General features: G+C 62.2%; 11 protein-coding genes. 9 read left to right on the top strand and 2 right to left on the bottom strand.

Annotated elements, in window-relative coordinates; all coding sequences use genetic code 11:
* Nucleotides 1–10: 10 nt before the first annotated feature.
* The 4 genes from gcvP to NJC38_RS04755 all read left to right on the top strand — a co-directional run bounded on the left by gcvP (nt 11) and on the right by NJC38_RS04755 (nt 5,289).
* Nucleotides 11–2,875 (top strand): aminomethyl-transferring glycine dehydrogenase, encoded by a 2,865-nt coding sequence (gcvP, locus tag NJC38_RS04770; RefSeq protein ID WP_253111808.1) that lies wholly within the window; start codon nt 11–13, stop codon nt 2,873–2,875.
* An 81-nt stretch (nt 2,876–2,956) separates the two neighbouring features.
* Nucleotides 2,957–4,081: a glycine cleavage system aminomethyltransferase GcvT gene (gene gcvT, locus NJC38_RS04765; RefSeq protein WP_253111807.1), complete on the top strand. Its 1,125-nt coding sequence runs from the start codon at nt 2,957–2,959 to the stop codon at nt 4,079–4,081.
* Nucleotides 4,082–4,481: 400 nt separating this feature from the next.
* The gene (locus tag NJC38_RS04760) at nt 4,482–4,694 is read left to right on the top strand and encodes a cold-shock protein (protein WP_010220199.1); all 213 of its coding nucleotides are present in this window, start codon (nt 4,482–4,484) and stop codon (nt 4,692–4,694) included.
* 103 nt (nt 4,695–4,797) lie between these two features.
* On the top strand, nt 4,798–5,289 hold the full coding sequence (locus tag NJC38_RS04755) for an RDD family protein (protein WP_253111806.1): 492 nt from the start codon (nt 4,798–4,800) through the stop codon (nt 5,287–5,289).
* A 210-nt stretch (nt 5,290–5,499) separates the two neighbouring features.
* Here the strand turns inward: NJC38_RS04755 and lptG are convergent, their stop codons facing one another.
* Together lptG and lptF are read right to left on the bottom strand one after the other, a co-directional pair.
* Nucleotides 5,500–6,561 (bottom strand): LPS export ABC transporter permease LptG, encoded by a 1,062-nt coding sequence (gene lptG, locus NJC38_RS04750; RefSeq protein WP_045482893.1) that lies wholly within the window; start codon nt 6,559–6,561, stop codon nt 5,500–5,502.
* Nucleotides 6,554–7,675, bottom strand: a complete 1,122-nt coding sequence (gene lptF, locus NJC38_RS04745) for an LPS export ABC transporter permease LptF (RefSeq protein ID WP_253111805.1) — start codon at nt 7,673–7,675, stop codon at nt 6,554–6,556. Before lptF ends, lptG begins: the two co-directional genes overlap by 8 nt.
* Nucleotides 7,676–7,986: 311 nt before the next feature.
* Between lptF and NJC38_RS04740 the strand changes: the two genes are divergently transcribed.
* From NJC38_RS04740 to rlmF, 5 genes are all read left to right on the top strand, one after another.
* Complete coding sequence (locus NJC38_RS04740) at nt 7,987–9,477, top strand: leucyl aminopeptidase (RefSeq protein WP_045482899.1); 1,491 nt, start codon at nt 7,987–7,989, stop codon at nt 9,475–9,477.
* A gap of 60 nt (nt 9,478–9,537) precedes the next feature.
* Complete coding sequence (locus NJC38_RS04735) at nt 9,538–9,966, top strand: DNA polymerase III subunit chi (protein WP_253111804.1); 429 nt, start codon at nt 9,538–9,540, stop codon at nt 9,964–9,966.
* A 7-nt stretch (nt 9,967–9,973) separates the two neighbouring features.
* Nucleotides 9,974–10,402, top strand: coding sequence for a DNA polymerase III subunit chi (locus tag NJC38_RS04730; protein WP_253111803.1), 429 nt, complete (start codon nt 9,974–9,976; stop codon nt 10,400–10,402).
* Nucleotides 10,403–10,535: 133 nt separating this feature from the next.
* The gene (locus NJC38_RS04725) at nt 10,536–13,382 is read left to right on the top strand and encodes a valine--tRNA ligase (RefSeq protein ID WP_253111802.1); all 2,847 of its coding nucleotides are present in this window, start codon (nt 10,536–10,538) and stop codon (nt 13,380–13,382) included.
* A 133-nt stretch (nt 13,383–13,515) separates the two neighbouring features.
* Nucleotides 13,516–14,526, top strand: coding sequence for a 23S rRNA (adenine(1618)-N(6))-methyltransferase RlmF (gene rlmF, locus NJC38_RS04720; protein ID WP_253111801.1), 1,011 nt, complete (start codon nt 13,516–13,518; stop codon nt 14,524–14,526).
* The last annotated feature ends 48 nt before the right edge of the window (nt 14,527–14,574 follow it).

Genomic DNA, 14,574 nt, shown 5'->3' with positions numbered 1-14,574 from the left:
GGAGCACGTCATGAGTGATCGCATCGAGCTCAGCACCAACAACGAATTCATCGACCGCCACATCGGCCCGCGTGCAGCGGACGAGGCGGCCATGCTGCAGACGCTGGGCTACGACTCGCTGGAAGCACTGACAGCCAGCGTGATTCCGGAGAGCATCAAGGGCAGCAGCGTGCTGAACCTGCCGGCCGGGCAAAGCGAAGCTGACGCGCTGGCGTCGCTCAAAGCCATTGCCGGGCAGAACCAGCTGTTCAAGACCTACATCGGCCAGGGCTACTACAACACCCACACACCGGCGCCGATCCTGCGCAACCTGCTGGAAAACCCGGCCTGGTACACCGCCTACACCCCCTACCAGCCAGAAATTTCCCAAGGCCGCCTTGAGGCGCTGCTGAATTTCCAGACCCTGATCAGCGACCTGACCGGCCTGCCAATCGCCAACGCCTCCTTGCTTGATGAAGCCACTGCCGCTGCCGAAGCCATGACCTTCTGCAAGCGCTTGAGCAAGAACAAGGGCAGCCAGCAATTCTTTGCCTCCATCCATTGCCACCCGCAGACCCTCGACGTGCTGCGCACCCGCGCCGAGCCGCTAGGCATCACCGTGGTGGTGGCTGACGAAGCCGAGCTGGGCGATGTCAGCGATTACTTCGGCGCCTTGCTGCAATACCCGGCCAGCAATGGTGATGTGTTCGACTACAGCGAGTTGATCGCACGCTTGCACAGCGCCAATGCGCTGGTGGCCGTGGCTGCCGACCTGCTGGCCCTGACCCTGTTGACCCCGCCCGGCGAGTTCGGCGCCGACGTGGCGATCGGCACCGCACAACGCTTCGGCGTGCCGCTGGGCTTCGGCGGCCCGCATGCGGCGTACTTCTCGACCCGTGATGCGTTCAAGCGCGACATGCCCGGCCGTCTGGTCGGTGTTTCGGTCGATCGCCACGGCCAGCAAGCACTGCGCCTGGCCATGCAGACCCGCGAGCAACATATTCGCCGTGAGAAGGCCACCAGCAACATCTGCACCGCCCAAGTGCTGCTGGCCAATATCGCCAGCATGTATGCCGTCTACCATGGCCCACGTGGCCTGACCCGCATCGCCAACCGCGTGCACCGCCTGACCGCGATTTTCGCCGCCGGCCTGAACCCGCTGGGCCTGAAAGCCGAGCAGGAGTTCTTCTTCGACACCCTGACCCTCACCACCGGCGCCCGCACCGCTGAACTGCATGGCCGCGCCCGCAGCCAGAACATCAACCTGCGCGAAGTCGACAGCACGCATCTGGGCCTGTCGTTCGACGAAACCACCTCCCCGGACGACATCAAAGCCCTGTGGGCACTGCTGGCCACTGACGGTCAGGCGCTGCCGGACTTTGACAGCCTGGCGGCCAGCGCCACCTCGCGTCTGCCCCACGGCCTGCTGCGCCAGTCGGCGATTCTCGATCACCCGGTGTTCAACCGTTACCACTCCGAAACCGAACTGATGCGCTACCTGCGCAAACTGGCCGACAAGGACCTGGCGCTGGACCGCAGCATGATCCCGCTGGGCTCGTGCACCATGAAGCTCAACGCCGCCAGCGAAATGATCCCGGTGACCTGGGCCGAGTTCGGCAACCTGCACCCGTTCGCCCCGGCCGAACAAAGCGCCGGTTACCAACTGATGACCGACGAACTGCAGGCCATGCTCTGCGCGGCCACCGGTTATGACGCGGTGTCGTTGCAGCCCAACGCCGGCTCGCAGGGCGAATACGCCGGCCTGCTGGCGATCCGTGCCTATCACCAGAGCCGTGGTGACCAGGACCGTGACGTATGCCTGATCCCGTCCTCTGCCCACGGCACCAACCCGGCCACCGCCCAGATGGCCGGCATGCGCGTGGTGGTGACCGCCTGCGATGCGCGCGGCAACGTCGATATCGAAGACCTGCGCGCCAAGGCTGTCGAACACCGCGACAAACTCGCTGCGCTGATGATCACCTACCCGTCGACCCACGGTGTGTTTGAGGAAGGCATTCGCGAAATCTGCGCCATCGTGCATGACAACGGCGGCCAGGTGTACATCGACGGCGCCAACATGAATGCCATGGTCGGCCTCTGCGCACCGGGCAAGTTCGGCGGTGACGTGTCGCACCTGAACCTGCACAAGACCTTCTGCATTCCCCATGGCGGCGGCGGCCCGGGCGTCGGCCCGATCGGCGTCAAAGCGCATCTGGCGCCATTCCTGCCGGGGCACCGTCACCTGGAACAGCAACAGGGCGCGGTATGCGCCGCACCGTTCGGCAGCGCCAGCATCCTGCCGATCACCTGGATGTACATCCGCATGATGGGCGGCGAAGGCCTCAAGCGCGCCTCGCAGATGGCCATTCTCAATGCCAACTACATTGCCCGGCGCCTGGAAGAGCACTATCCGGTGCTGTACACCGGCAGCAACGGCCTGGTCGCCCACGAGTGCATTCTTGACCTGCGGCCGCTCAAGGACAGCAGCGGCATCACCGTCGACGATGTGGCCAAGCGCCTGATCGATTTTGGCTTCCACGCACCGACCATGTCGTTCCCGGTGGCCGGCACGCTGATGATCGAACCGACCGAGAGCGAAGCCAAGGAAGAACTCGACCGGTTCTGCACAGCGATGATCGCCATCCGTGAAGAAATCCGTGCGGTGGAAAACGGCAGTCTGGACAAAGACGATAACCCGCTGAAAAACGCACCGCATACCGCTGCCGAGCTGACCGGCCAATGGGATCACCCTTACAGCCGCGAACAGGCGGTCTATCCGGTGGCTTCGCTGGTCGACGGCAAGTACTGGCCACCGGTCGGGCGGGTCGACAACGTCTACGGCGACCGCAACCTGGTCTGCTCCTGCCCGTCCATCGAGAGCTATCAGCAAGCCTGATCGTCTCGCTCAGTTGCTTCTCTGGCAGGCCTGCCCCGGTTTTCCGGGACAGGCCCGCACATTCGCATTCAGGAATCGACCATGTCTGATCAACCGCTGCTGACCACCCCGCTGCACAGCCTGCACCGCGAACTGGGCGCCAGGATGGTGCCATTCGCCGGTTATGAAATGCCGGTGCAATACCCGCTCGGCGTCATGAAAGAACACCTGCACACTCGCGCCCAGGCCGGCCTGTTCGATGTCTCGCACATGGGCCAGATCCTGCTCACCGGCAAAGACGCCGCCCGCGCGCTGGAAAGCCTGGTGCCGGTGGACATCATCGATCTGCCGCAGGGCATGCAGCGCTATGCGCTGTTCACCAACGAAGACGGCGGGATTCTCGACGATCTGATGGTTGCCCGGCTCAGCGCAGAGCAATTGCTGCTGGTGGTCAACGCCGCCTGCAAACAGCAGGACCTGGCGCACTTGCGTCAACACCTGGGCAACCAGTGCGAGATAGAAGAGCTGTTTGAGCAACGTGCCCTGCTTGCCCTGCAAGGCCCGCAAGCCGCCGCTGTCCTTGCACGTCTGGCGCCGCAAGTGGCCAGCATGACCTTCATGCAGTTTGCCAGCGTGACGATCCTGGGCAGCGACTGCTATGTCAGCCGCTCAGGCTACACCGGCGAAGACGGTTACGAGATTTCAGTGCCGGCCAGCGCCGCCGAAGCGCTGGCCCGGCGCCTGCTGGCCGAACCGGAAGTCGAGGCCATCGGCCTCGGTGCGCGGGATTCACTGCGCCTGGAAGCCGGCCTGTGTTTGTATGGTCATGACATGAATAGTGACACTTCTCCCGTGGAAGCCAGCCTGCTATGGGCGATTTCCAAGGCTCGTCGCGCCGGCGCCGAACGTGCCGGAGGCTTTCCGGGGGCCGAGCGCATCTTCGCCCAACAACAGGAAGGCGTGAGCCGCAAGCGCGTCGGTTTGTTGCCGCAGGAGCGCACTCCCGTGCGCGAAGGCACGCAAATCGTCGACGATCAGGGACGGGAAATCGGCCAGGTCAGCAGTGGTGGCTTCGGTCCAAGCCTGGGCGGGCCCCTGGCGATGGGCTATCTGGACAGCGCCTTCAGCGCTCTTGATACCCCGGTCTGGGCGCTGGTCCGTGGCAAGCAGGTGCCGATGAAAGTGGCAAAAATGCCTTTTGTTGCGCAACGTTACTTCCGCGGCTAAGCGCAGCGCCAAAAAACCAGCTGCATGCCTGCAGTCGTCACAGCTTTGTCGATGATCTTTCATGGTTCTGCAATAACATCGAATGGTCTGTTTTGTGCACCGCCCAAGTGCACAAAGCAGGCCAGATATGCGACTTGCCCCAAGCCGGTGAATTTTCTTTGGGTGCTGCTCAAGCCCTTTAAAATCCGGGGCTTCGCGGGGGCTTGTTTTTGTAACGAGAGTTGGCGTAGAGTGCCCTGACTGTGTTTGCATAGGTCGCTGAATCTGGACCTGGGCAGTAGCTCAAAGCTTTGCTACACCCGTTCTACGTTTCTTACTTCCTGCAACCAGCCCCAGTACTTTTTTGGCATTTCCGGCCGAAAGAGGCTGTCATTAATTCAAGCGTCAAGGAAATAAGAAAATGTCCCAACGTCAGAGCGGCACCGTTAAGTGGTTCAACGACGAGAAAGGTTTTGGTTTTATCACTCCTGAGAGCGGTCCGGATCTGTTCGTGCATTTCCGCGCGATTCAGGGCAACGGCTTCAAGAGCCTGAAAGAAGGCCAGAAAGTGACCTTCATCGCCGTGCAAGGCCAGAAAGGCATGCAGGCTGACGAAGTGATCGCAGAAGCCTAAGCAACTGCCTGATCGCCAAAAGCCCCTGGTATTGACTTACCAGGGGCTTTTTTATTGGCCAACCCCGCTACCATAAGTGCCTCTTCGTCAACGAGGCCTTGCCATGTCTACCCGCCTGCTCAAGCCTGAAGGCCCCTTCCCGCCCGCTGGCCTGTTACGCCGCCTCGCGGCGATCAGTTATGACTTGCTGCTGTGCCTGGCCGTGCAAATCGTCACTGCCTTTATCTACAAGTTGATCTGGATGGCTTTTGTCGGTGAAGCGCGCTTGCGTGAGCTGACCGAGTCCGGGGCAATGGATGGCGACCCTGTGCTGTCTTCGCTGCTGTTGCTGGTGACCTTTGCGTTCTTTGCCAAGTTCTGGACCCATGCGGGCCAGACGCTGGGCATGCAAGCGTGGGGGGTGCGTGTGCAGAATGCCGATGGCAGCGCGATCAGTCTGACCCAGGCGCTGCTGCGCTTCATGGTGGCAATTGCCTCAGGGTTGTGTCTTGGGGCGGGGTTTGTGTGGGCGCTGTATGACAAGCAGGGGCGGACCTGGCATGACATCTATTCGAACAGTCAGTTGGTGAGATTGCCCAAGCGTACAGCTGGGTGATGTTCGGGTCGTTTGACAGCACTGGCGCAGGTGTTTTCGCCCGCCCTGCTTCGCCCTGGCGGGCGACAGGTTTGGCGTCGCCGCAGCCCAGTCAACTGCGGCAACGCCCTTTAACGTCAGCTACAGGCCAGCCAGATTCAGCGGTGATCCTGCACAGCAGCCGCCAGCAGAGCCGGCCTCCCACAAAAGGGCGTGCACTGACTGTTCAGATCAACCCGCCCTACGCAGCAGCCACACCCCGGCCAAGGCACAAATCGCCGCCGGGACCAGCACCGCAAACAACGGCGAGAAGCCAAACACCAGGCTCGACGGGCCGAGCAAATCCTGGGCGATGCGAAATACAAAGCCCACCAGCACACCGGTGAATACCCGCTGCCCAAGGGTCACCGAGCGCAATGGGCCGAAGATGAACGAAATCGCCATCAGCACCAGCGCCACAGTAACCGCCGGTTGCAGCACCTTGGTCCAGAACGCCAGCCAGTAACGGCCGTTGTTGAGCCCCTGCTCAGCCAGATAATGCGCGTAGCTCCACAGCCCGGTGATCGACAGCGACTCCGGCGGCATGATCACCGTGCTGAGCAGTTGCGGGCTGAGGGAAACATCCCAGCGCTCATTCGGGGTCTTGATCACTTCGGTATGCCCTTCACGGAAATGCGTGGTGCTGATGTCGCTCAGCTCCCAGTAGTTCTCGTGATAGCTGGCCTGACGGGCGAAGCTGGCGCTCAGCATATGGCGCTGATCGTCGAAGCGATAACGGGTCACCCCGTACATCAAGCCATTGGGCTGGACGCTGTTGATGTGAATGAACTCATCACCCTGGCGGTGCCACAGGCCATGCTTGGCGCTCTGCGAGTTACCGGTGCCCTGTGCCAGCGAGCGGTCGGCCTGGGCCTTGCTCTCGGCGTAGGGCGCCACATATTCGCCAACCAATACGCCGACCAGCATCAGCGCCAGCATCGGCTTCATGACCGCCCAGACGATACGTCCGATGGACACACCGGCAGCGCGCATGATGGTCAGCTCGCTGCTGCTGGCCAGGGTACCAAGGCCGATCAGGCAACCGATCAGCGCCGCCATTGGCAGCATTTCATAGACCCGGCGCGGCGCAGTGAACAGCACGAACGAGCCGGCATCGAGCAACGTGTAGTTGTCACCCAGATCGCCCATTTCGTCGATGAAAGCGAACAGCGAGGCCAGCCCCAGGATAATGCCCAGTACGGCAAGGATCGCCATGAAGACGCTCTTGCCGATGTAACGATCGAGCTTAACCATGAGCCACCTCCCCGGCCGTGCGGCGGGCGGCCAGTTTCAGGCGTAACGGCTCCCAGTACATCAGCCCCACGCCGATCGCCAGAAACAGCGCGTGAACCCACCACATGCCCAGCGCCATGGGCAGCTTGCCCTTTTCAAGGGCGCCGCGAACGGCGATGAGTATCGTCAGGTAAGCCATGTACAGAAGAATCGCCGGCAAGAGTTTCAGGTAACGGCCCTGGCGCGGGTTGACCCGCGCCAGCGGCACCGCCATCAGGGTCACGATGAACACCAGGATCGGCAGCGAGATGCGCCAGTGCAGTTCGGCCTGGTAGCGCGGCGTGTCGTTGCCGAACAGCTCGCTGCTCGGGATCGCATCGCGTTCGGTGACTTCGGCACTGATCTCAGGCTTGGGCAGCATCGCACCATAGGTGTCGTACTGAATGGCCCGGTAATTGGCCTCGCCAGGGTTGCCGTCGTAGCGGTAGCCGTTCTCCAGCACCAGGAAGCGACTGCCGTCCGGGCGCACTTCCTGACGGCCCTTCTCGGCAACCAGTACGGTAATGCCCCGTTCCTCGCTCTTGTCGTCGGACATCCGCCGCTCGGAGATGAACACACCGCCCAACTGGGTGCGGTCTTCGGACAGCTCTTGGGTATAGGTGATGCGGGTGCCGTCGCGCAAGGCCTGGAAGCGGCCCGGCACCAGTGTGTCGAACTCGGTCAGGGCGTCCTGCTTGTTGATCAGCACGGCAAATTGCGAGGCACCCTGCGGTGCCAGGCTGAAGCTCAGCCAGGCCACCAGCAGCGCGACCAGCGTCGCCGGGCCCAGGGTAATCGCCAGCAGGCGTTGCTGGCTCATGCCGGTGGCCGCCAGCACGGTCATTTCGCTTTCCAGATACAGGCGCCCGTAGGCCAGCAGGATGCCCAGAAACAGGCCCAGCGGCAGAATCAACTGCAGAAACCCCGGCAGGCGAAAGCCCATGATCATGAACAGCACGCCAGGGTCCAGTGCGCCGGAGGCAGCCTGGGCCAGGTACTTGATGAAGCGCCCGCTCATGATAATCACCAGCAGCACGGCGCTGACGGCGCTCAGCGTAACCAGCACTTCACGGGACAGATAACGAAAGACGATCAAACCAGACACTCCAGATTTGCCAGGCAGCGGCGGCCAGACAAGGAAAAAGACGAGCCACGGTAAAGGAATCATGCAGCAGGCTGCACGGTCCGGAAAAAATATGCGGCATTATCCTGTGATTGACTCCTTCTGTCACTTAACGACGGGGATAGTTCGTTCAGCCATCTCCTACAAATGCGTTACGGGGTTGTCAGCGGTTACATCGCAGGGTCAAACTGCGGGTCAGTCTATCCGCCAGACCTTTGACACAGGACGGCGCGTGCCACCTACCTCATTCATTTGCAAAGTTCACAGTCATTCGGGGACCCGACATGGAATTGGTTGTTAAAAGCGTTAGCCCAGAAACCCTGAAAACCGCAACGCTGGTTGTCGCCGTGGGCGAAGGCCGGACGCTGGGTGCGGCAGCCAAGAGTGTCGACGCCCTGAGCGGTGGCGCCCTGAGCGCCGTGCTCAAACGCGGTGACCTGGCCGGCAAGGTTGGCCAGAGCCTGCTGCTGCACAGCCTGCCGAACCTCAAGGCCGAGCGCGTGTTGCTGGTCGGTGTGGGCAAGGATGAAGAGCTGTCTGACCGTCAGTTCCGCAAGGTGATTGCCGGCATTCTCGGCACCCTCAAAGGCCTGGGCGGCAGCGATGCCGCACTGGCCCTGGACGAACTCAAGGTCAAGCACCGCGAAACCTACGGCAAGACCCGCCTGCTGGCCGAAACCCTGTTCGACGGCGGCTATGTCTTTGACCGTTTCAAGAGCCAGAAAGCCGAAGCGCGCAGCCTGAAGAAGATCACCCTGCTGACTGCCAAGGCCAGCACTGCGCAGGTAGAAAGCGGCGTGGCCCACGCCCGCGGCATCGCCAGCGGCATGTCGCTGACCCGCGACCTGGGCAACCTGCCGCCAAACATCTGCCACCCGACTTACCTGGGCGAGCAGGCCAAGGCGCTGGGCAAGGCGCACAAGAATCTCAAGGTCGAAGTCTTCGACGAGAAAAAACTCAAGGAACTGGGCATGGGCTCGTTCCTCGCCGTGGCCCAGGGCAGCGCGCAGCCACCACGCCTGATCGTGATGAACTATCAGGGCGCCAAGAAGAACGACAAACCCTTCGTGCTGGTCGGCAAAGGCATTACCTTCGACACCGGCGGCATCAGCATCAAGCCCGCCGCAGCCATGGATGAAATGAAGTACGACATGTGCGGCGCCGCCAGCGTATTCGGCACCCTGCGCGCGGTACTGGAGCTGCAACTGCCGATCAACGTGGTGGGCATCATTGCCGCAGCCGAGAACATGCCGAGCGGCACCGCGACCCGCCCTGGCGACATCGTCACCACCATGAGCGGCCAGACCGTCGAGATTCTCAATACCGACGCTGAAGGCCGCCTGGTGCTGTGCGACGCACTGACCTACGCCGAGCGCTTCAAGCCGCAGGCGGTCATCGACATCGCAACCCTGACCGGCGCCTGCGTGGTCGCCCTGGGCGCCCACACCAGCGGCCTGCTGGGCAACAACGATGGCCTGATCAACCAACTGCTCGATGCCGGCAAGCTGGCGGACGACCGCGCCTGGCAACTGCCGCTGTTCGATGAGTACCAGGAGCAGCTCGACAGCCCGTTCGCCGATATCGCCAACATCGGCGGCCCGAAAGGCGGCACCATCACCGCCGCCTGCTTCCTGTCGCGCTTCACCAAGAGCTACAACTGGGCACACCTGGACATCGCCGGCACCGCCTGGACCAGCGGCGGCAAGGACAAGGGCGCCACTGGACGTCCGGTTCCCCTGCTGACCCAGTACCTGCTGGACCGCTCGGGCGTTTGATCAACCTGCCGCGCCTGATGGGCCTGTATCAATGCGGGCGCGGCCGTTTGCGGAACTGACATGCCCCAGATCGACTTCTATATTTTACCCAGCCCGGCCAGCGAGGCCCGGCTGGACTTTGCCTGCAAGCTCACGGAGAAGGCCTGGCGGCTTGGCCATCGGGTCTACCTGCATTGCAGTGACGCCGCCCAGCGCGATGATCTCGACGCGCGCCTGTGGCGCTTCAAGGGCGAAAGCTTCGTGCCCCACGGCGATGCCGAAACTGACCACCAGGCCCCCGTGGTTCTGGGCCTGGGCGATGCTGCGGGCGAGCATCGGGATCTGCTGATCAACCTCGATTTGCAGATCCCGGCATTTTTCAAGCAATTTGCCCGGGTTGCCGAGGTCGTAATCGAAGACCCGGCTGTTCGCCAGGCGGCGCGGACCTGTTTTCGCAGCTACCGCGAACAGGGCTATGCTCCGCAAGACCACCGACTACAGCGTCTTTGAGTAAACGATGGATACTTCAAAAAAAGCTGAATCCGCGCATCTGCTGGACGATCTCGAATCGATCCGCAAGCTGCTCGGCGACGAGAACCTGCAACCGCCCCTGCTGACCGAAACGGTTCACTACGAAGAACAGATCCCGTTGCTGTTCGATGTGGTCGAAAGCCCGCCCCAGCCGCCGGTACACCTTGCCGACCCGGCTGACGCTGCCCCCGCACAACAGGCTACAGCAGCGCTGCCCGCCGCCGAAGCCCCCACCCCCGACGTACCGCCCAGTGTCGACGCCCTGCTGCACCTGGACAGCGAGCTGCGCTCGGCCGCGCAATTGATCATGCAGGACGTCATCAGCGACTTCGCCCCGCATATCGAAACCGAGATCAAGCGGCGTCTTGAAGCACGGCTGGAACGACTGCTGGCCAGCACCGGCAATAAAAACTGAGCCCAGCAACCCATAGCGGCTGATTCAACCCAATCGCCGCTTTGGGCCTGGCGCTTGCCACTGGTGGCTTGCAGCTCCACCACAGGGGTATACTTGCCGGTTTCCGAATCAATGCCACAGGTTCCCGCCGCGCATGGACAAGACTTACCAGCCGCACGCCATCGAAACTTCCTGGTACCAGACCTGGGAGTCCGAGAACTACTTCGCTCCGCAGGGCTCGGGTGACTCGTACACCATCATGATCCCGCCGCCGAACGTGACCGGCAGCCTGCACATGGGCCATGGCTTCAATAACGCGATCATGGACGCGCTGATCCGTTTCCGCCGCATGCAGGGCCGCAACACCCTGTGGCAACCAGGCACCGATCACGCCGGTATCGCCACCCAGATGCTGGTCGAGCGGCGCCTTGAAGCCCAAGGCCTGAACCGCCATGAGCTGGGCCGCGAGAAGTTCCTCGACAAGATCTGGGAATGGAAAGCCGAGTCCGGTGGCAACATCAGCCGCCAGATCCGCCGTCTGGGTTCTTCGGTGGACTGGTCCCGTGAGCGTTTCACCATGGACGACGGCATGTCGGCCGCCGTCCAGGAAGCCTTCGTGCGCCTCTACGAAGACGGCCTGATCTACCGTGGCAAACGCCTGGTGAACTGGGACACCAAGCTGCACACCGCGATTTCTGACCTGGAAGTGGAAAACCACGACGAGAAAGGTCACCTGTGGAACCTGCGTTACCCGCTGGCTGACGGTGCAAAAACCGCCGAAGGCAAAGACTACCTGGTGGTCGCCACGACGCGCCCGGAAACCATGCTGGGTGATTCGGCGGTGGCCGTTAACCCGGCTGACGAACGCTACCAGGCACTGATCGGCAAGTTTGTCGAGCTGCCGCTGGTAGGGCGTCGCATTCCGATCATTGCCGATGACTATTGCGACCCTGAGTTCGGCACCGGCTGCGTGAAGATGACCCCGGCCCATGACTTCAACGACTATGAAGTCGGCAAGCGTCACAACCTGCCGCTGATCAACATCTTCGACAAAAACGCTGTGGTGCTGGCCAAGGCCCAGGTGTTCAACATCGATGGCAGCCTCAACGAGAGCCTGGACAGCGCCCTGCCCGCGCAATTCGCCGGCCTGGACCGCTTCGAGGCACGCAAGCAGATCGTCGCCGCCTTCGACGCTGCCGGCCTGCTGGTCAGTGTCGATGACCACGCGCTGAAAGTGCCGAAAGGCGACCGCTCCGGCACCGTCATCGAGCCATGGCTGACCGACCAGTGGTACGTGTCGACCAAGCCACTGGCCGAGCCTGCCATCGCCGCCGTCGAAGACGGCCGCATCCAGTTTGTGCCCAAGCAGTACGAGAACATGTACTTCTCCTGGATGCGCGACATCCAGGACTGGTGCATCAGCCGTCAGCTGTGGTGGGGTCACCGTATTCCGGCCTGGTACGACCAGTCCGGCAAGGTCTATGTCGGTCGCGACGAAGCCGAAGTGCGGGCCAAGAACAACCTGGGCGCCGACGTGGTTCTGAATCAGGACAACGACGTGCTCGACACCTGGTTCAGCTCGGGCCTGTGGACCTTCTCCACCCTCGGCTGGCCAGAGAAGACCGAAGCACTGAAGACCTTCCACTCCACCGACGTGCTGGTCACCGGCTTCGACATCATCTTCTTCTGGGTTGCGCGGATGATCATGCTCACCATGCACCTGGTGAAAAATGACGACGGCACCGCTCAGGTTCCGTTCAAGACCGTCTACGTCCACGGTCTGGTGCGTGACGGCCAGGGCCAGAAGATGTCCAAGTCCAAGGGCAACGTGCTTGACCCGCTGGACATCGTCGACGGCATCGACCTGGAAACCCTGGTGCAAAAACGCACCAGTGGCCTGATGCAGCCACAACTGGCCAAGAAGATCGAGAAGCAGACCCGTCAGGAGTTTGCCGAAGGTATCGCCAGCTACGGCACCGACGCCCTGCGCTTCACCTTCTGCTCGCTGGCCTCCACCGGCCGCGACATCAAGTTCGACATGGGCCGCGTCGAGGGCTATCGCAACTTCTGCAACAAGATCTGGAACGCTGCGCGCTACGTGCTGGACAAGGGTGAAGACTGTGGCCAGAACGGCGAAGCCTACGAGCTGTCGCTGCCTGATCGCTGGATCATCTCCCAGTTGCAACGCACCGAAGCCGAAGTGACCCGCCAATTGGAGCAGTTCCGCTTCGACCTGGCCGCCCAGGCGCTGTACGAGTTCATCTGGAACCAGTACTGCGACTGGTATCTGGAGCTGTCCAAGCCCGTGTTGTGGGACGAGAACGCATCGGTCGAGCGCCAGCGCGGCACCCGCCGCACGCTGGTGCGCGTCCTGGAAGTCGCCCTGCGCCTGGCCCATCCGTTCATGCCATTCATCACCGAAGAAATCTGGCAGCGCCTGGCGCCGCTGGTCGGTGCCGAAGGCAAGACCATCATGCTCCAGCCATGGCCGGTGGCCAACGAGACCCGTATCGACGAGGCCGCCGAAGGCGACATCGAATGGCTCAAAGGCCTGATGCTGGCAGTGCGTAACATCCGTGGCGAAATGAACATCGGCCCAGGCAAGCCGCTGCAACTGTTCCTGGGCAACAGCAACGCCGAAGACGTGCGTCGCCTGCACGACAATGAGCACCTGCTCAAGAAGCTGGCCAAGCTCGAATCGATCACCGTCCTGCAGCCCGGTGCCGAAGCGCCGCTGTCGGCCACCGGCCTGGTGGGCGAAATGCAGGTGCTGGTGCCAATGGCCGGGCTGATCGACAAAGGCGCCGAGCTGGCGCGGCTGGACAAGGAAATCCAGCGTCTGCAAGGCGAAGTGCAACGCGTGGGCGGTAAATTGTCCAACGCTGCCTTCGTCGACAAGGCCCCTGCCGACGTAATCGCCAAAGAGCGCGCCAAACTGGCCGAAGCCGAACAGGCGCTGGCCAAGCTGGCCGAGCAGCACGCCCGTATCAGTAGCCTGTAAGGCCGTGATACACCGAGCCAGCCCGTTCACGGGCTGGCTTTTTTATTCACTGCGCTGACGCATTCGCGAGCACGTTCCCCCTTGTGGGAGCGAGCTTGCTCGCGAATAGGCCAGACACCGCCGGACTCGCGCCATGACCGACCGCATCAAGCCGCCACGCAAGAAACCGCAACGCCAGGCCAAACCCGCCGTCCCGCGGGAAAAGGCCACTCTGCACCCGCGCAACCGCCATCAAGGCCGTTACGACTTTGCGGCCCTGATCAAGAGCAGCCCGGAGCTGGCCGATTTCGTTATCCTCAACCCCTATGGCAAGCAAAGCATCGACTTTGCCAACCCGCAGGCGGTGCGGGTCTTCAACCGTGCCTTGCTCAAGGCCCAGTACCGGATCGCGCATTGGGACATCCCGGCCGATTACCTGTGCCCACCGATTCCCGGCCGGGCTGACTATCTGCATTTGCTGGCCGACCTGCTGGCCCGCAGCAATCAGGAGCAGATTCCACGCGGCGCAGCGATCAAGGTGCTGGACATCGGCACCGGCGCCAATTGCATCTATCCACTGCTGGGCCATGCCGACTACGGCTGGCATTTCACCGGTTCGGAAATCGACCACACCGCCCTCGCCGCCGCGCAGACCATCGTCAAGGCCAACAAGCTGAGCAAGGCCATCGAGCTGCGTCAGCAAAGCGACCGCCAGCACATCCTCAGCGGCCTGCTGGACGCCGATGAGCGCTTTGACCTGAGCATGTGCAACCCGCCGTTCCATTCGTCCCGTGAAGAGGCGACACGGGGCAGCCAGCGCAAATGGAAAGCCCTGGGCAAAGCCGACCCCAAGCGCAAGCTGCCGGTACTCAATTTCGGTGGTCAAGCCCAGGAGTTGTGGTGTGAAGGCGGTGAGATCGCGTTCGTGACCCGCATGATCGACGAAAGCGCGCTGATCCCCGAACAGGTGCTGTGGTTCAGCACCCTGGTGTCCAAGGCCGCCAACCTGCCGCAGATCCAGCAACACCTGAAAAAGATCGGCGCCTTTGCTGTGCAGGTGCTGGAGATGGGCCAGGGCCAGAAACAGAGCCGCTTCGTGGCCTGGACCTTTCATGACCTGCAAGAACAGGCCAGATGGCGTGCCGAGCGCTGGCCAAAAGCCTGACTGTCACTCACAAAAAAGCCGTGGCTGGAGGAGACCCAGTACACGGCT

This window comes from Pseudomonas sp. 21LCFQ010 (assembly GCF_024129905.1).
Taxonomy (GTDB): Bacteria; Pseudomonadota; Gammaproteobacteria; order Pseudomonadales; family Pseudomonadaceae; genus Aquipseudomonas.
This window is presented reverse-complemented; position numbering and strand designations above follow the sequence as displayed.